15 protein-coding genes, 1 pseudogene and 1 riboswitch are annotated in these 16,466 nt (G+C 46.5%); of the genes and pseudogenes, 13 read left to right on the top strand and 3 right to left on the bottom strand.

Annotated features, from left to right (window positions below; genetic code table 11):
• Window positions 1-91: 91 nt before the first annotated feature.
• From NtB2_RS03230 to NtB2_RS08830, 5 genes and pseudogenes are all read left to right on the top strand, one after another.
• Window positions 92-1,765 carry a hypothetical protein gene (locus NtB2_RS03230; RefSeq protein WP_109245512.1) on the top strand — a complete coding sequence of 558 codons (1,674 nt, stop codon included), beginning with the start codon at window positions 92-94 and terminating at the stop codon, window positions 1,763-1,765.
• 14 nt (window positions 1,766-1,779) lie between these two features.
• On the top strand, window positions 1,780-3,219 hold the full coding sequence (locus tag NtB2_RS03225; RefSeq protein ID WP_165814947.1) for a DUF2142 domain-containing protein: 1,440 nt from the start codon (window positions 1,780-1,782) through the stop codon (window positions 3,217-3,219).
• A 40-nt stretch (window positions 3,220-3,259) separates the two neighbouring features.
• Window positions 3,260-4,393: a UDP-galactopyranose mutase gene (gene glf, locus NtB2_RS03220; RefSeq protein WP_109245510.1), complete on the top strand. Its 1,134-nt coding sequence runs from the start codon at window positions 3,260-3,262 to the stop codon at window positions 4,391-4,393.
• Between the two features lie 52 nt (window positions 4,394-4,445).
• Entirely contained in the window at window positions 4,446-5,888 is a 1,443-nt protein-coding gene (locus tag NtB2_RS03215) for an oligosaccharide flippase family protein (RefSeq protein ID WP_109245509.1), read from the top strand.
• A gap of 34 nt (window positions 5,889-5,922) precedes the next feature.
• Window positions 5,923-6,033: pseudogene (locus NtB2_RS08830) on the top strand (hypothetical protein); the annotation flags it as partial.
• Between the two features lie 100 nt (window positions 6,034-6,133).
• Here the strand turns inward: NtB2_RS08830 and NtB2_RS03210 are convergent.
• The gene (locus NtB2_RS03210) at window positions 6,134-7,288 is read right to left on the bottom strand and encodes a GH25 family lysozyme (RefSeq protein WP_109245508.1); all 1,155 of its coding nucleotides are present in this window, start codon (window positions 7,286-7,288) and stop codon (window positions 6,134-6,136) included.
• 94 nt (window positions 7,289-7,382) lie between these two features.
• Window positions 7,383-8,834, bottom strand: coding sequence for an amino acid permease (locus NtB2_RS03205; RefSeq protein ID WP_109245507.1), 1,452 nt, complete (start codon window positions 8,832-8,834; stop codon window positions 7,383-7,385).
• Window positions 8,835-8,964: 130 nt separating this feature from the next.
• Window positions 8,965-9,150: riboswitch (Lysine riboswitch) on the bottom strand.
• A gap of 371 nt (window positions 9,151-9,521) precedes the next feature.
• Between NtB2_RS03205 and NtB2_RS03195 the strand changes: the two genes are divergently transcribed.
• From NtB2_RS03195 to NtB2_RS03180, 4 genes are all read left to right on the top strand, one after another.
• Entirely contained in the window at window positions 9,522-10,376 is an 855-nt protein-coding gene (locus NtB2_RS03195) for an undecaprenyl-diphosphate phosphatase (RefSeq protein ID WP_109245505.1), read from the top strand.
• 43 nt (window positions 10,377-10,419) lie between these two features.
• A complete protein-coding gene (locus tag NtB2_RS03190; protein ID WP_125194939.1) occupies window positions 10,420-10,938 on the top strand; it encodes a hypothetical protein in 519 nt (172 codons plus the stop codon).
• Between the two features lie 444 nt (window positions 10,939-11,382).
• Window positions 11,383-12,666 carry a trigger factor gene (tig, locus tag NtB2_RS03185; RefSeq protein ID WP_109245503.1) on the top strand — a complete coding sequence of 428 codons (1,284 nt, stop codon included), beginning with the start codon at window positions 11,383-11,385 and terminating at the stop codon, window positions 12,664-12,666.
• Between the two features lie 17 nt (window positions 12,667-12,683).
• Window positions 12,684-12,887, top strand: a complete 204-nt coding sequence (locus NtB2_RS03180) for a hypothetical protein (RefSeq protein WP_109245502.1) — start codon at window positions 12,684-12,686, stop codon at window positions 12,885-12,887.
• A 386-nt stretch (window positions 12,888-13,273) separates the two neighbouring features.
• Here NtB2_RS03180 and NtB2_RS03175 read toward each other — a convergent pair whose 3' ends face one another.
• Window positions 13,274-14,056, bottom strand: a complete 783-nt coding sequence (locus NtB2_RS03175) for a type II CAAX endopeptidase family protein (protein ID WP_109245586.1) — start codon at window positions 14,054-14,056, stop codon at window positions 13,274-13,276.
• A 90-nt stretch (window positions 14,057-14,146) separates the two neighbouring features.
• On the opposite strand from NtB2_RS03175, the gene NtB2_RS03170 reads away from it, so the two are divergent.
• From NtB2_RS03170 to NtB2_RS08600, 4 genes are all read left to right on the top strand, one after another.
• A complete protein-coding gene (locus tag NtB2_RS03170; protein ID WP_165814946.1) occupies window positions 14,147-14,911 on the top strand; it encodes a CppA N-terminal domain-containing protein in 765 nt (254 codons plus the stop codon).
• On the top strand, window positions 14,908-15,852 hold the full coding sequence (locus NtB2_RS03165) for a serine hydrolase domain-containing protein (protein ID WP_109245500.1): 945 nt from the start codon (window positions 14,908-14,910) through the stop codon (window positions 15,850-15,852). Before NtB2_RS03170 ends, NtB2_RS03165 begins: the two co-directional genes overlap by 4 nt.
• Before the next feature lie 104 nt (window positions 15,853-15,956).
• Entirely contained in the window at window positions 15,957-16,226 is a 270-nt protein-coding gene (gene rpsN, locus NtB2_RS03160; RefSeq protein ID WP_109245499.1) for a 30S ribosomal protein S14, read from the top strand.
• A gap of 24 nt (window positions 16,227-16,250) precedes the next feature.
• A complete protein-coding gene (locus tag NtB2_RS08600) occupies window positions 16,251-16,370 on the top strand; it encodes a putative metal homeostasis protein (protein ID WP_165814945.1) in 120 nt (39 codons plus the stop codon).
• Window positions 16,371-16,466 lie beyond the last annotated feature (96 nt).

The raw sequence follows: 16,466 nt of genomic DNA, 5'->3' as shown, positions 1-16,466 counted from the left end.
TATTATTAAACAAGTTTAGAAATGGAGAGAGCTTTTGATAAAAAGCATTATAAAGATAAAGGAAACCCTTATAGTCACAGCTTTGATTCTGATGCTGTTTTTTGCGAGCTCTATTTTTACTAGTCTCCATGGCTCAGCTGATGAGCTTCAAAATCGACACCAGGTCGATTTTACCTTTACTTCAACAGGAATTCCAAATAAAAACAGGACCTATATTTTTTTGAACTATGCGAAGGCCTATGAAAAAATCAAGAATGGTGATTTTTCTGATAAAGATATGGCCTCATCAAGCTATCAAGAAGCATTGCAACAGGCTCCTAATCCTGCCGGTCCTAACTTTATTTCTGTCTCTTACCCAGATGTTTATATTGGGCCTGGTAAGAAGTTCAATGACTTCCAAACTCAGGGCATCTTAACCAAGCTTATCCAAGGTAGAGCGAAACTCATCCAAAGCCTTAATGAAACATCCAGCGGCACCATCAACACCTATCAGGCACCTAAAAATCAATTTCGAGGCTTTCAAGGTAAAGTCACCTCAAAGAAATTTACGGATGCTAGCGGGCGGCTTTCAGCAAATCTTCCTGATGGTCCGACCGTCATTATTGATGCGAATGGGGGCTCAAGTGATAGTCCTGCTGTGGTTGGCTTTGTCAACATCAACTCTGATACTAAAAAACAGACCATTGACACTTTAAATCCTAGTTCAGATATTTCCTTGAAAGTTGAAAACTTAGATGGAAAAACAAAGGGAGCAGCTGACACCTATGTTGTAGGGATAGGGGATAACTTTACCTATCACCTCCAAATCAGCAGCGAGCAGCTCTCGGCAAACAATACGGTAACACTTACCTTTCCGGCGAATATTATTTTGGACAATCCACCAGCTCAACTTGGTGAAGCGATAATACCTTCGACAAATCCAAATGTGAAATCTTACCAGTTTGCTGTCGCTCCGCAAGACAGTGACCTCACGATGGATATCAATGCCCATATCGGGCCGATGGACCCAGGCGTAGCCTTTTATCAAAATAATACGAATACCATTTATACAGCCTCTGCCCAAGCTCTGAGTGATTATAGTACAGTCAATGCTCAGTCTGAGTCAGTGACGACATCCGGCATCAACTTTGCCATGGCGGATGCGAAAAAGGAAAAGCTGGTTCAAGGAGCCTCATATATCCTTGGCAAAGTGGTCAACGGCCAAAACTATCTTTATAATAAAAGTGGTCAATGGACACTGGTCTCTAGCTTAGACCAGTTAAATCCAACAAACTTCTTGCTCCTCGATGGTGGCAATCGTTATGTCATCAGTCAGACAGCCGTTCATCCGATTCCATTTAACTCACAAATCATCGGTTTTAATACGGACCGGGCAAAGCAGGTCAATGCCTCCTTGATTCAGATCTATGGATTAGGAAAGTCAAATGATTATTTCTTAAAGGAAGTGACTGCTGCAGACGGCTACGCCCTACAAACAAAAACCAGCCAATTTTCTGTTGACTGGTCTAAGAAGCTCAGTCCAAATGACGGCCGTTTTAATATCGAAAGCAGTATTTCAAGGGCAAGTGTCCAATCCAGTGAGCTCAACCAAAAAATCGATGACTATGCGACAGGCTACAATGAATACCATGTCTTAGACGTCTCCCAGTCAAATAGCAAGCAAGCCTTGATCTCATGGGGCCTTATTAAGGGTATCGCCTTGATCTTAGGGATGGTCATCATCATGCTTGTTGCCATGCTGGTCATCTTAGTCAGGAAGAAGTAAGGAGGAAAAATATCTTGGAAAATAGTATCAGTATTCCGGCTTCTTCTCGGAAAGAGCGGAGGTCAAAGCCCAAGAAAGCTTCAGCAGCCAAGGCAGTTGGTCGATTTAATGTCCCTAAAATCTTCCTCTTGCTTTCCATTACAATCGGTATCTTGCTTTCTTTTAGCCTCCCCTTATTTAATGAGTCAGACGGCCAGTATCACTTTGTCGATGCGACAAACATGGTGGGCTTGACGACAGATATTACCAGTTACGGGGAAAGTGCGTCAAACTGGAACGGGTTTTCAAGTGTGGCCAGTGCTATTCAGGACCGCGATTATTTTGACCGTTATTTCGTTCAAAAAGTCCATAGTGCTGACATGAGTCAGTTGCCTCGCCTTAACAAGATAAGCCCTATTCTGAGTTTTGACTATTTGGGTCATCTTATCCCGGCCGCTGGGGTCTGGCTAGGCTACCATATCTATCCTTCTATGGGGATAATGATTATTGTGGCTAGGCTCCTTCAGACCTTTATCTCGAGCTTTGTCCTCTATTTCATCATCAAACGCTTAAAGGGGGGCCAGCTTTTATTTGCAGCTGTCGCCCTCAGTCCGACCATTATGAACCAGATGGCCAGCCTGAGTTATGACATGACCAGTTACCTCTTTGCGGCGGGGATTGTCGCCTTTGCCATCAATGCCTGCTTTAGAGAAAAGCTCAGCTTTAGGCTCATTGCAGAGATGCTGGTCATCTCGCTACTTTCCTTCTTCTTTTTGAAGACCAATCTAATTTTGTTCCTCGTCCTCTTCCCTATCCTAATCATCGGCCTCTGGCTGGCAAATAGAAAGCCAAAGGATGACCTGTTAAAGCATGAAGGAGTCAAGCAGAAGTTTAATAGGACGAGGGTCCTCATTGCTGGTCTCGTTGCCATAGTGATTATCTTATTGATAGGACAAATCATTACAGCAAAATATGGAGGGATCTTCTCAACGCTAGGCCGGCTCCTGGTCAACTTTACTTATTTCTGGGGCGATGGTCGATTGCTGAGCAGAAATATCATGCAGGTCTTCGCATCTCCACTTGGTTTAGCCAACCATGTGCCACTTTATGCAACAGCCCTCTGGTTTATTCTGATTGCCTTGATTGCTTTTTCGGAAGAGAAGTTTATCAAGAGCAAGTGGATTGCCTATAGTAGCCTTGTCCTATTCTTAGGAGGAATTGCAGCTGTCTACTACGGCTATTTTGCAGCAAACTATGATTCAACTCCTAGAGGGATGATTTTGGGACAAATTGCAGAAATTCAAGGACGTTACTTTACACCTTCTGCCTTGTTGCTTCCTCTTATCGTCGGTTATAAAGGCTTTAAGCTCAAAGTGACGAGTAAGGCCTCTTTGGTGACCATGATGATTATTGTTGTCATCTTGACGAATGGCTTACTCGTCTTTGGCACCTGGTTCTCCCTCATCAATACATAAGAATAGAGCGAAAAAGCTCTTTTTTTGTTATAATATTGACATGAAACACAACACCAAAAACTACGACTACCTCATCGTTGGTGCCGGTCCTTACGGCTCTATCTTTGCCCATGAGGCAGCAAAGCGGGGCAAACGCTCGCTCATCATTGAAAAACGGCCACACGTCGGTGGAAACATGTACACCCACAAGGAAAACGGGATTAATGTCCACGACTTTGGGGCCCATATCTTCCACACTGACAACAAGATGGTCTGGGACTATGTCAACCAATTTACAGAATTCAATGGCTATATCAACCAGGTTGTGGCCAACTATAATGGCGAGCTCTACAACCTCCCATTTAACATGAACACTTTCTACCAAATGTGGGGCGTGAAGACACCAGATGAAGCGGCAGCCAAGATTGCTGAGCAAAAAGAAGCGGCTGGCATCTCTGGTGCTCCACAGAATCTTGAAGAGCAGGCGATTTCCCTCATCGGGACAGATATCTACACCAAGCTCATCAAGGGCTATACTGAAAAGCAATGGGGACGCAAGGCCACTGAACTTCCAGCCTTCATCATCCGTCGTCTCCCTGTCCGCTATATCTTTGACAATAACTACTTCAATCACCGCTATCAAGGGGTACCTGTAGACGGCTATACCGCCATCTTTGACAAAATGCTCGACAGCGAGCTGATTGACGTCCAGACCAATGTGGACTTCATGGCTGACAAGGACACTTATCTTGAAGAGTTTCCTAAAGTCGTCTACACCGGCATGATTGATGCCTTCTTTGACTACAAGTTCGGAGAACTCGAATACCGCTCTGTTCGTTTTAAGTCTGAGACTTTTGACTCAGACAACAAGCAGGGGAATGCGGTTATCAACTACACTGATGCTGAAACACCGTTCACTCGCGTCATGGAATGGCGGCACTTCGACCAAAAGGCAGACGAAGGCAAGACCATCTTGACCAAGGAGTATCCACAAGACTGGGACCGGACCAAGGAAGCTTATTATCCTGTCAATGACGAGAAGAACTCTACTTTGTTTAAGCAATACAAGGAAGAGGCTGGCAAGCAAGACAAGATCATCTTTGGTGGTCGTCTTGGTAACTACCAGTATTATGATATGGACCAGGTTTTTGGTGCGGCTTTGAAGGCTGTGGAGAAGGAATTTAAGGACAACTAAGAGCACTTGTGCAGGACAGCACAAGTTTTAGTCTTTATAGACAAAGAAAAATATGAAACTAATAAAAAACATGATGTACAGCACGGTTTATCAGATGCTGGCATTGATACTTCCACTTGTAACCATCCCTTATGTCTCACGGGTTCTAGGAGCGACAGGTATCGGGATTAACGCCTTTACCAGTTCTTTTGCTGCCTACTTTGTTTTAATTGCTTATATTGGCATTAAGACTTATGGGAATCGGGAGATTGCCTACCATCAAAGAGATCAGAAAGAGCGAAGCAAGATTTTCTTTGAGCTCAATATTTTGAAATTTATCACGGTTCTGATTGCAGTGATAGGTTACTTGATTTTTATTGCATTTCAGTCTCACTGGCAGCTTTACTTTCTACTTCAGGGCTTAGCGATTTTAGCCGTCTTATTCGATAGCTCTTGGTATTTTATGGGCGTCGAAAATTTTCAAATCATCGTTCTTAGAAACACAGCCATTCAGGTTCTTTTTGTCGTTGCTACCTTTGTTTTTGTGAGGTCGACACATGACTTATGGATTTATATTTTATTGGTTGCGGGTTCACCTTTGATGGGAAATCTTACGGTCTGGCCTTTCTTGAAGCGAGAGCTTGTCAGAGTAAAAATCAAAGAGCTTCAAGTTTGGAGACACCTTAAACCTACGCTTGCTCTTTTTTTGCCTTCAATCATCATTTCAATTTACTTATCGCTGAATAAAAGCATGCTGGGAGCCTTGGATAATGTTCAATCTGCAGGTTTCTTTGCTCAATCAGATTCGATTGTACGGGCGGCTTATACTCTGGTTACTGCCTTTGGAGCGGCTTTCTTGCCACGTCTCTCAAGTATGTTATCTGAGAAGAAGACAGATGAAGCAAAGGCAATGTCCTTGAAGTCACTTGAAATTAGCAATGCTTTGACCTTCTTTATTGTTGCTGGTATCATGGGTGTATCCCACAGCTTTGCTATCTTTTTCTTTGGTAAAGAATTCAAAGAAGTCGGTGATGTCATGTTTGTTCAGTCGCTGATGATTATTTTTATTGCCTGGTCATTTGTTCTAGGCCAACAGTATTTACTCGCTGCAAGACGAAACAAGGAGTTTGCTCTGGCCCATGTTCCTGCCGTGATTGCCAATGTTCTACTTAATATTATTTTAATTCCTATCATTGGGGTAATGGGTGCTGTTATAGCAACCATAGCAACAGAAGCTGCGGTAGCCTTTACAGAACTCTGGTTTCTTAGAAAGCTGTTCCGACCAAGTGAATTTTTCCATGGTCTTTGGAAATATGTGCTTTCAGCTTTTCTGAGTTTCGCTGCAATTTTCTATTTAGATTACATCATGCCTGTTAGCATTGTAAGTTATTTGATTCAGGCCATTACTGGATTTTTGGTCTATGTGGTTTGTCTCTTTCTCTTTAGGGCTGGTGTGATTCCAGTTGTAAAACCTGTTGTTGGCCCTTACCTTAATAAGATATTGAAAAAGAACTAAATCTATTTAAGTGACTTAAAAAGCAGTATACCGACTCTATAATAAAATCACAGGATGGCACATCTATACAACAAGTAGCTATGAAAGCTCAGAAATTCAAAAAGTAGGCTGGACCTATGAAGGCGTTTCTTGGAGAGCAAAATAAGTGATAGAATAAAAAACAAAAAGAAGACTTGTAAAGGAAAGTCTTCTTTTTGTTAAGGAGGACTTTAAGGCCTTGGAGCTTGCGATCAGGAGAGCAAGGACTAGTCCGCCCGCCAAGCCAGCCCCTCATCCCTCCAAGCACGCCGGAGTAACTTGCCATGCTCATAGGCATCTTTAGTAAAAAGATGCTGGCCAGTCCCCGGCTCATAGCTCCTATAAACAGGACTTGAACCATCCACATAGAAGCCAAAGCCCTCGGCTCTCCAGCCACGACCTTCCAGAGCATCTTTTTCGACCTTGCTTGCCGTATAAAAATGATAAGCAGCAGAAGGACTATAGAGCCGATAGACGGGCTGGCCATTAGACTTGGCCGTCTTCCAAGCGATGCCTTCATAGTCCCAGCCACTATCTGCGAGCTGTTGGGCCTCAGTCTTATTGCTGGTATAGAGATGGTCGTGATTATCAGGATTATAGAGGCGATAGACGGCCCTTTCTTGAGCTGGAATCACAGGCTGAAGCCTTCCAAAAAAGTTTTGATAGTCGATGGAAACGTCGAGGGGATGCCTTTGGAGATTTGCGGTCCCCTGGAAATACATCTGACTGCTGTACTGCCAGGCCCCGTAGGCGGCGTTTTGCAGGCGACTGGCTGAGGGCTTGCCGTAGAGGTACTGGGCGACCCAGATATTGCTTGCTCCGAGGATAGAAGCATCCATGATACCAGAGGCCAGCCAGGACTGGGAGGTGTAGTAGCGAGGCTTCTTAAAGCCGTTATTTCTCAGTGCTTGAGCAAACTGCTGAGAGGCGATGGTCCAGTTTCCGTTATAGCCATCCTGCTCAGCGTCTTCGATCATGACGGTCGAGACGGGCAGTCCCAGAGCCTTTGTGGCACTGGCAAAATAATTTCCTTCTTGAGTCGGGTTATTGCTGTAGTCAAAGCGGGCGTAGTGGTAAACAGCAATATTTAAGCCAGCGCTCTTGGCCATGTCAATCTGGCTTTTGGCATAGGGGTTGATATAGTAGTTGCCTTCAGAAATTTTGACGACGATGCTCTTGACACCAGAGGCCTTGAGGCTATTGAAGTCTGCCTGGGTCATCCAGGACTGGTAGGAGGCGATGTCGACGGCGTCTCGTCTAGGGAGGCTGTTGTCATTAGAGGAGAGATTTGCCGGAGATAAGGCTTCTGCCTTGATAGGGAATGCTTCTAGGATAAGGAGAAGGCTAGCGACTGCAATAAAGAGGGTGTTTTTTGCTTTCATGGGTGACCTACTTTCTTTTTGATACCTGACTATCCGAAAGCAGATTGAAACTGTCAAAAAAACAGCTCATCAAGAGCTGTTTCAAAAATATCTATTATTCCCGACTCAAATCCACCTTATCCAAAGGCACCAATTTGGTCTTATGCGTAAATTTATAGCCAAGATAAAGCACGAGGAACAAAGGCAGGGCCGCATACATAATCACACTCTGCAACCAACTATGAGAAAAGAGGTTTTGAGGCGAGCCGTTCCCAATCAAGACGAGGACGGTCATGATGAGGGCCAGAATCGGCCCAAATGGGAAGAGCTTCGCGTGATAAGGCAGGGCTTTGACGTCCTTGCCTTGCTTGACGTAGGCCCGACGGAAGCGGAAGTGGCTGATGGCGATACCGATCCAGGCGATGAAGCCGGTCAGTCCAGAGGCTGAGACGAGGATGGTAAAGATTTCAGGGCCGTAGATTGACGTCATGAAGGTCAGGAGGGCGATGAGCGTCGTGGCAATCAGGGCAAAGATAGGAATCCCTGTCCGGCTGATTTTACCAAAGAACTTAGGGGCACCGCCGTGTTTACCCAGTGAATAAAGCATCCGTGTAGAGGCATACATGCCTGAGTTGGCCGCTGACAAGACAGAAGTCAGGACGACGGCGTTCATCACGCTGGCTGCAATCGAGAGGCCGACCCGCTCAAAGACAAGAGTGAAAGGCGAAGTCACAGCAGAGTCACCGCCCGCCAAATGAGGGTCGCTGAAAGGAATGATCGCCGCCATGACAAAGATGGCCAGGATATAGAAAATCAGAATCCGCCAGAAGATAGAGTTCATGGCCTTAGGAATGGATTTGTCAGGGTCATGGGCCTCACCGGCAGTGATTCCAAGAAGCTCGGTCCCCTGGAAGGAGAAGCCGGCAACGAGCAGGACGCCGAGGATTCCACCGCCCGTGGTAATGCTACCGATACCGCCAATAAAGCCGTGGTTGCCGACAGAAAGATTTTTCAAGACATCAATATGACCGCCCATGATGCCAAAAATCGAAGCAAATCCGACGACCAGGAAGATGATAATGACCGTGACCTTGATGGCAGAGAGCCAGTACTCGGTCTCGCCGAAGATACCGACGGCCAGGGCATTGATCAAGAAGACCAGGACCAGGGCGACCGCTGAGAAGATCCAGGTCGGCACATGGGGAAACCAGAACTGCATGGCCAGGGCCACGGCGGTCAGGTCAACAGCGACCGTGATGGCCCAGTTGAGCCAGTAGTTCCAGCCCAGGGCAAAGCCAAGGGCCGGGTCGACATAGCGCCCAGCATAGTCTGAAAATGAGCCAGATGTTGGGAGGTAGGTCGCCATTTCGCCCAGCGAAGTCATCAGGAAGTAGACCATGGCTCCGATCAGGACGTAGGCAGCGAGGGCTCCGAAAGGCCCTGCTTGATGGATGACCTCGCCTGAGGTCAAAAATAGGCCGGTCCCGATGGTTCCGCCCAGGGCGATCATCGAGACATGACGGGTCTTGAGGCCACGTGTAACCTCAGTGTTTGCATTTTGTTCCATAGTGTTCTCCTTTTTATGGAAGCGAATAGAGCTTGGCGACTTAGGAAAAGTCAGCCTCAACTCTTAAAAATAAAAGCAACTTCAATCGAGAAGTTGCTATTCTTTTTCATGTGCAAATGACAATAATGAAAGGAAGAATAGCACCCCGCAGGCCTGGATATAAAAGACCTGCGACAGTCAAGCAGGGTTCCCCCTGCCTGCCCAAACCCTGAGCTGAAGCGGCTCAAGGCTTTCGGCAAACGCTCCTCCGGCCTGTGTCTCAGCTGTGCTTCCAGCTCGACAGGCTTTCCTATTGTTTGCGACCTCTATTGAATTAATAATTATTTATCTATATTACATTAAAATTCCGAGTTTGTCAAGTGGGAATCTGACGAGGTCATAAGAGGGCTAAAAATTTATAAATAAAGTTGATGAATAATTTGAATGTATGAGGTTTATGATTGGGAGATAGACGGGGGTGGAGTGGAAGAAATCCTGTATAAACACTGTGAGAAAAAGGCAAATGGCGAGACCGTGAGGGCTCGACATTTAGCGATGAGACAGCGAAGCTGGCTGCTCGCGGCCTCACAGTGCTTTCTGCAGAATTTCTGGAACGCAACAGACAAAGTCTGGAGCTATGGCTAAAAATTGTCGTTTTTATCTTTTTCCGTTATAATCAATTTATAGCAGAAAAAATTGGAGAAAACTATGGATATTATTGTAGCGATTATTTTAGGGATTATCGAGGGGCTGACCGAGTGGTTGCCGATTAGCTCGACCGGCCACCTCTTGATTGCCCAAGAATTTATTCGCCTGAATCAAAGCCAGGACTTTAAGAACATGTTTGACGTGGTCATCCAGCTGGGGGCGATTCTCTCTGTCGTGGTCCTCTACTGGAACCAGCTGATGCCCTTTAACAAGCTGGTCAAAAAAGACAAGCAGAAGTCAGCCCGAGAGGTTCAGTTGACCTGGCAACTCTGGGCCAAAATCATCATTGCGACCATTCCTGCTGTTATCATCGGTTTTCCGCTCAATGACTGGCTGGAAGAACATTTTATGAACATCGGGACGGTCGCCCTGACCCTGATTATCTATGGTGTCCTCTTTATCGTGATTGAACGGCGTTATGTGCCCGGCCATGATTTTAAGGTCTTTGACCTGCATCGGCTGAGCTATCGTTATGCCCTCTATATCGGGCTTTTCCAGCTCTTGTCACTGGTGCCTGGGACCTCCCGCTCAGGGGCAACCATCGTCGGTGCCCTTCTGATTGGAGTCTCGCGAGCTGTTGCGGCTGAGTTTACCTTCTTCTTGGGCGTGCCGATTATGTTTGGAGCCAGCTTCCTCAAGCTGCTTAAATATTTTGCTGCTGGCAATGGCTTTACGGGCGAGCAATTTTTGATTCTCATCCTCGCCTTTGCCGTGGCCTTTGGCGTGTCGATGCTGGCCATCCGCTGGCTAATGAGCTTTGTCAAGCGACATGATTTTACAGCCTTCGGGAAATACCGGATTGTCCTCGGTGTCCTCTTGTTGCCCTATCTCTTGCTCAAGCTCATGTTTGGCTAGAAAATGAATGGCCCGGGAAATGCCGGCCAAGAAAGGAGAGCCCATGGCTCAATCAAGAATGGAAAGAACACCTAAAAAACGCAAGAAGCACGGCTTTTTGAAATTTATCATCGGACTTATCATTGTCTTGGCAATCCTTGCGACCGGATTCTACTTTGCAGAACGCTATGTCGTCAAGCAGGCGACCGATAAAATTGTCAATCATCTGGAGGCTAGCAACAACCTGGAAGGGGCGACGACGGGCTCTGTCCCTGCGGCCAATCCTGAACAGCTGGCCGGCAAACTCAACGAGCTCAGCCAGAGCATCATCGACCGCTCAGCCGGACTTTTGGACTCTGCCCAGGCCAGTGTCAATGGCTCAACTCTAACCTACAACCTCAGCTCATCCAAGCTCAATAATGTCACAGCCGCTGCCGTCGCCTCAGCCAATGCTGACTCCATGAAAACCATCGCCGACAAGGCCCTAGAAGCCATGCGACAAGCCGGCACCCAAAACCCTAAGGTCCAGATTAACCTGACCGATGCTTCGGGGAATACGATTAAGACGCTCAGTTATCAGTGATATTAGGGACCATTCCGTTCCAGAAATCCCGCCAAAAGCACAGTGTGGCCCGCAAGCGAAGCCCTTGGCTTCCATTGCTAAAATTGAAGCCCTGTGGTCTTCAATTTTGCCTTGATAACACTGTGTTTTGGCGAGATTTCTTCCACTCCATTAGTGCCTGTAACAAGGCTCTTTTTTTATAAAAAATATATTTAATAGGTGTGAGTGGAGCTGCAGGAAAGCCGGTCCGTTGCTGTGAAATAAGGCAACTTTGGAGACCGGAGGGCTCCAAAGTTAGGAATGGAAGCCGAAGGCTTCGCTTCCGGCCTCACAGCTAAGGAACGGCTTTCCTGTAGCGGAACGACCCTATTAACCAGCACAAAAACTTGAAAAAATCAAGCCTTTATGCTATTCTTGAAAGGTATGAAATTCTAAGCGGAACGCTTAAAATAAGGAGAACTATTAATGACTGCAAGTTTTGAAAAAACAGGTACAAATAACGGTACACTCACATTTTCAATCGACCAAGCTACAATCGCTGGTGGTCTTGACAAAGCCTTCAACAAGGTGAAAAAAGATATCACTGTCCCAGGTTTCCGTAAAGGTAAAATCTCTCGCACAATGTTTAACCGCATGTTTGGTGAAGAAGCCCTCTACGAAGAAGCTTTGAATGCTGTATTGCCACAAGCCTACGACGCAGCTGTAAAAGAAGCTGGCATCACACCTGTTGCTCAACCTAAAGTTGACGTGAAATCAATGGAAAAAGGCCAAGACTGGGAAATGACTGCAGAAGTCATCGTTAAACCTGAAGTTGAACTCGGCGACTACCAAAAGCTTGAAGTTTCTGTTGATCTTGAAAAAGAAGTATCAGATAAAGACGTTGAAGACCGTATCGCTCGCGAACAAAACAACCTCGCAGAACTTGCAGTGAAAGACGGAGCAGCTGAAAACGGCGATACTGTCGTGATTGACTTCGTAGGTTCAGTTGACGGCGAAGAATTCGAAGGCGGAAAAGGGAACAACCACAGCCTCGAACTCGGCAGCGGTCAATTCATCCCTGGCTTTGAAGAACAACTCGTTGGCTCAAAAGCTGGTGATGAAGTAGAAGTCAAAGTGACTTTCCCTGAAGACTACCAAGCGACTGACCTGGCTGGTAAAGACGCAGTCTTTGCTACAACAGTACATGAAGTCAAGGCAAAAGAAGTGCCAGAACTTGACGATGAACTTGCAAAAGACATCGACGAAGAAGTGGAAACTTTGGATGAGCTCAAGGAAAAATTCCGCAAAGAATTGTCAGAAGCTAAAGAATCAGCTTATAATGACGCTGTAGAAACTGCAGCTATCGAAGCAGCAGTTGAAAATGCTACAATCAAAGAAATCCCAGAAGAAATGATCCACGAAGAAGTACACCGTGCGATGAACGAATTCTTGGGTGGGATGCAACAACAAGGCATCTCTCCAGAAATGTACTTCCAAATCACTGGTACAACTGAAGACGACCTCCACAAGCAATACGAAGCTGATGCTGAAAAACGTGTTCGTACAAACCTTGTAATCGAAGCGATTGCTGAAAAAGAAAACTTTGAAACTTCTGATGAAGAAGTGAAGTCAGAAATCGAAGACCTTGCTGGTCAATACAACATGCCAGTGGAACAAGTAGAACAACTTCTTCCAGTTGACATGCTTAAGCACGACATCGCAATGAAGAAGGCTGTTGAAGCCATCACTTCTACTGCCGTTGTAAAATAAATCACAGGAGTATTCATATGACAAAATTCGTTTTTAAGGGAATTTCTGCCTTTGAAGGAAGTGAACAAAGCTTCGTTGGAGCTGTGGCTGAAAGCCATCAGCTGACCAAAGAATTCGCTGACCTTAAGGCCGCCCTCCAGTTTGTTGCAGATAACAATGGTTTTGTTATCTCAGAAGATGGCAAATCAGGCTTTATGGTTTTGAGTGTTAAGGAAGCTTAATAGATAAGGAAAGCCAAATCGTTTGATTTGGCTTTTCGTTTAGACTTTTCGAAGTACCTAGGGAGTCGCTACGTTGCGAAATCCAGGCTCATACTGCCCTGGGCCGGAAGCGAAGCCTTCGGCTTCCATTCCTAGATTTGAAGCCTGTTGGTCTTCAAATCTGCCTTTTTCAGGGCAGATGCCCCTGGATTTCTCCACTTCGCTGTTGGGGAAGTTCGAGGCTTAAAAATCCTGCTCCAAGTGCAAGTTTTTTGGGATTTCTTATAAGTGTCTCAGTGAAAGGGAAGAAAAGGGCTGAAAGCCACTGTTAAAAAGGGGACTTGGAAGACTTTGGCTTCCATTGCGTCCCTAACAGTGTCCTTCAGCCCTTTTCTGGACTGGAACGCCTAACGCACCAACAATGAAATCAAAATTCCAAAGCCGTTCCAAAGCATGTGGATTCCCATGTTCAGATAAAAATTCCGATAGCGGTAGTAAAAGGTTGTCAGAATCAGGCTCATGAGGCCGTAGGTCAGCCAGCTGTAGATATTGCTAGGGCTGTGCATGAGGGTAAAGAGGAGGAGGGCGGCGAGAAAGGCCAGGGGCTGGTATTTCTTGAGGACACCGTCCATGATGGCGACCCGGTAGGTCAGTTCTTCAAAGAAGCCGGCCCCGACGACGGCGATAGCGTAGACGATCGTGGGAATAGCGGTCGCCAGCTGATTGAGGGCGGCTTGATTTTCAGTGCCGGTCTCCTTGAGCAGGCTCCCGATAAAGCTAGTCAGCAAGCTGGCTACAAAAATCATGAGAAAGCCAATCAGGATTTTACCAAGGGGAAAACGGCTGATGTGGATCGGCTCGATGAGCTCTTTCTTCCGGGCAATTCTATAAGAAAGAATCAGGGCAAAAAGAAAGATGACCAGGAAAATTAAAATTTCTAAAAAACTAAAGGGCTGGTGTTGCCGTTGATTTTGCTGGTTTATGATCGTGATGCTGAGCATGGGCAAAAGCGAGAGGACAAAGAGGGCCAGCCAGTAGAGCTTTTGGTGGATAACCAGCAGGCTCGCCGCATAAAAGAAGAGGGCCGACCAAAGCAGGCTCAGGCCGATATGGCCCTGAGTGACCAGCAGGCCAAGGAGAATGCCTGGAATGAGCGATATGAGCAGGCTGTATTTACGCAAAATATTCATGGCTTTATTATAGCACAGCCTCGAAAAAAGAAATATAATTCTTTGCGAAATTCCTCTGATTTTACTAGAATAGAAGATAAGGAGAGCAAGATGCAAAAATTACTGGATCAACTGAAGGCCTCTGTGCCGGCCTACCGTGTGCATGACCGGGAGGAAAATTTGACTTTTTACCGGGAAGTCCTAGGCTTTAAGGTCCTCCTTGAAGAGGGGGCCTGCTGCTATCTCGGTGGTCAAAAAACCAAAGCCAAACGCCTGATTATAGAAGAAAGCCCTGAGGCGAGAGTGGTCAAAGGTCTGAAAAAGCACGCTAGAACCGTCGTCCTGGCAGATGCTGAAGAAATCGCAGGTCTGCTGGCCCGCAATATAGAAGCTGTCGACAAGGTCTATAGTCAGGGCAAGCACTGGGCTTTCGAGGCCCTTTCACCTGAAAATGACCGCTTCCTGGTCCTTTCTGATAAGGATTTATCCAGCTTGAAAGAGCTCGATAAAGACCAGCTGAAGCTTGAAGCAGGCAAGGCCGATGAGCCTGTCTTCCTCTCAGACTTTGAGATTCTTGAGATTGAGCTCAATGTCGCCGATGACCAGGTCAAGACAGCCTTTGACAGCCTTTGTGGCGAAAAATGGCAACATCCAGCCTTTAGCTTTAGCCAAGCGACTGGTGAAGACCTGACGGCTGATACTGAAGAGGTCCTGGACATCGAGTTCCTCCTCTTTGAGGTCGAAAAGGACTTGGACCTGGCTGAAGTCAAGGCCAGTCTTCCAGCGAGCCTTGAAGCCAGTCTCGACAAGGCTGAAAAGACCCTCTTGCTGACAATCCCAGGCTCTATTGATGTCTGGCTGGTAAAATCATCATGAAAAATTTAGATAAGGCCATTCAAAGAATTGAAGACTACCTGCAGGCAGGTGTTTTTCCGTCTGCCGAGGTCATGCTGTGCTCTGAAGATGATGAGACACAGCATTTTCTTTTTGGCCAGGCCAGCATTCTGCCTGAGGTGACAGCCCTCAAAGCAGGCATGCACTGGGATTTGGCCTCTGTGACCAAGGTGGTTGGGACGGGGGCGGTCATGATTGACCTCCTGCTCGACGGCCGGATTGGCCTGGATTATCCGCTGGCGGATTATTATCCAGACTTTATTCATAAAGACATTACCATCAGGCAGTTTCTGACTCATACGACAGGCCTAGACCCTTTTATTCCCGGCCGGGATAGCATGGATGCCGAAGGCTTAATAGATGCGATGTGTCATCTAAAATTGCGAGAAAACAATGACTTTCTCTATAGCGATGTGAATTTTATCCTCTTAGGTCTGATGCTGGAAAAACGCCTAAGACTACCGCTTGACGAGATTTTCACTGCCCAGTTTGCCAAGATGGGAATGAACGAAACGAGCTTTGGACCGGTGGAAAATGCCGTGCCGACCTGGCATGACTTACCTGCTGGGATTGTCCACGACCCCAAGGCTCGGGTCCTCGGCCCTCACTGTGGCTCGGCTGGCCTCTTTTCTACGGTCGCCGACCTGGTCAAGATCGTTCGTTATTATTTTAGCGATGACCGCTATCTCAAGCTCCTGAAAAATTATTCAGGCCAAGAAAGAAGGCGGAGCCTGGCCTGGGACCTACTCGAAGGCGACTGGCTCCTTCATACCGGCTACACGGGCACCTTTATCCTGATGCACCTGCCGAGCAAGCAGGCCGTGATTTTCATGTCCAACCGGGTCCACCTCAAGGATGAGCGGGCTGTCTGGATTGAAGAGCGGAATCGCTTGATAGAAGATTTTATAGAGGCACTGGCTTAAAAAGTCAGGCTTTTTCTTTTTGAAAAGCAAAAGCTTAACTGGTTGACTAATTTCGCTCTTTCTTTTATAATTAATTGGTTAACTAAAATAAAAAGGAGAAGCTCATGGCAAAAAAGTCAAAAATCGCAAAGTTTGAACGGCAAGAAAGGCTGGTCGAGCACTACCGAGAGCTGAGGAGCCAGCTCAAAAAAGAGGGAAACTATGAGGCGCTAAGAAAGCTCCCCAAGGACGCGAACCCCATCCGCTTGAAGAAGCGGGACCGGATTGACGGCCGGCCCCGGGCCTATATGCGAAAATTCGGCATGTCCAGGGTCAACTTTAGAAAGCTTGCCCACGAGGGCAAACTGCCAGGTGTCAAAAAGGCCAGCTGGTAGGGCCTTGCGATGAAGGGAGATTTTATGGAAAAGACGGATTTATCATCGGCCTACAGACGGCTTAAGAGCCCCAATATCAAGACCCGGAAGCGGGCAGTAAAAATCATTCAGGCGCAGAAGCGAAGGCGGAAGGGATTGAAATAAGGAAGAATGAGTGAAATGCTAATCATAAATTAGCACTAGTGGAATGGAAGAAATCCCGAAACTTTACTGTGAAAAAGACAATAGCAGAGACCGAAG

Origin of the sequence: Lactococcus termiticola (assembly GCF_003116835.1) — a bacterium.
GTDB classification, from domain to species: domain Bacteria; phylum Bacillota; class Bacilli; order Lactobacillales; family Streptococcaceae; genus Lactococcus; species Lactococcus termiticola.
The sequence above is the reverse complement of the archived record's forward strand: the minus strand, read 5'-3'. Positions and strand labels throughout refer to the sequence as shown.

What these genes read in the sequence shown, in the direction of transcription:
- NtB2_RS03170 (WP_165814946.1), top strand. Translation starts at nt 14,147, where the DNA reads ATGCAAAAATTACTGGATCAACTGAAGGCCTCTGTGCCGGCCTACCGT.
- NtB2_RS03205 (WP_109245507.1), bottom strand. Translation starts at nt 8,834, where the DNA reads ATGGAACAAAATGCAAACACTGAGGTTACACGTGGCCTCAAGACCCGT.
- NtB2_RS03230 (WP_109245512.1), top strand. Translation starts at nt 92, where the DNA reads ATGCTGTTTTTTGCGAGCTCTATTTTTACTAGTCTCCATGGCTCAGCT.
- NtB2_RS03195 (WP_109245505.1), top strand. Translation starts at nt 9,522, where the DNA reads ATGGATATTATTGTAGCGATTATTTTAGGGATTATCGAGGGGCTGACC.
- rpsN (WP_109245499.1), top strand. Translation starts at nt 15,957, where the DNA reads ATGGCAAAAAAGTCAAAAATCGCAAAGTTTGAACGGCAAGAAAGGCTG.
- NtB2_RS03165 (WP_109245500.1), top strand. Translation starts at nt 14,908, where the DNA reads ATGAAAAATTTAGATAAGGCCATTCAAAGAATTGAAGACTACCTGCAG.
- NtB2_RS08600 (WP_165814945.1), top strand. Translation starts at nt 16,251, where the DNA reads ATGGAAAAGACGGATTTATCATCGGCCTACAGACGGCTTAAGAGCCCC.
- tig (WP_109245503.1), top strand. Translation starts at nt 11,383, where the DNA reads ATGACTGCAAGTTTTGAAAAAACAGGTACAAATAACGGTACACTCACA.
- NtB2_RS03215 (WP_109245509.1), top strand. Translation starts at nt 4,446, where the DNA reads ATGAAACTAATAAAAAACATGATGTACAGCACGGTTTATCAGATGCTG.
- NtB2_RS03190 (WP_125194939.1), top strand. Translation starts at nt 10,420, where the DNA reads ATGGCTCAATCAAGAATGGAAAGAACACCTAAAAAACGCAAGAAGCAC.
- NtB2_RS03175 (WP_109245586.1), bottom strand. Translation starts at nt 14,056, where the DNA reads ATGAATATTTTGCGTAAATACAGCCTGCTCATATCGCTCATTCCAGGC.
- NtB2_RS03180 (WP_109245502.1), top strand. Translation starts at nt 12,684, where the DNA reads ATGACAAAATTCGTTTTTAAGGGAATTTCTGCCTTTGAAGGAAGTGAA.
- glf (WP_109245510.1), top strand. Translation starts at nt 3,260, where the DNA reads ATGAAACACAACACCAAAAACTACGACTACCTCATCGTTGGTGCCGGT.
- NtB2_RS03210 (WP_109245508.1), bottom strand. Translation starts at nt 7,288, where the DNA reads ATGAAAGCAAAAAACACCCTCTTTATTGCAGTCGCTAGCCTTCTCCTT.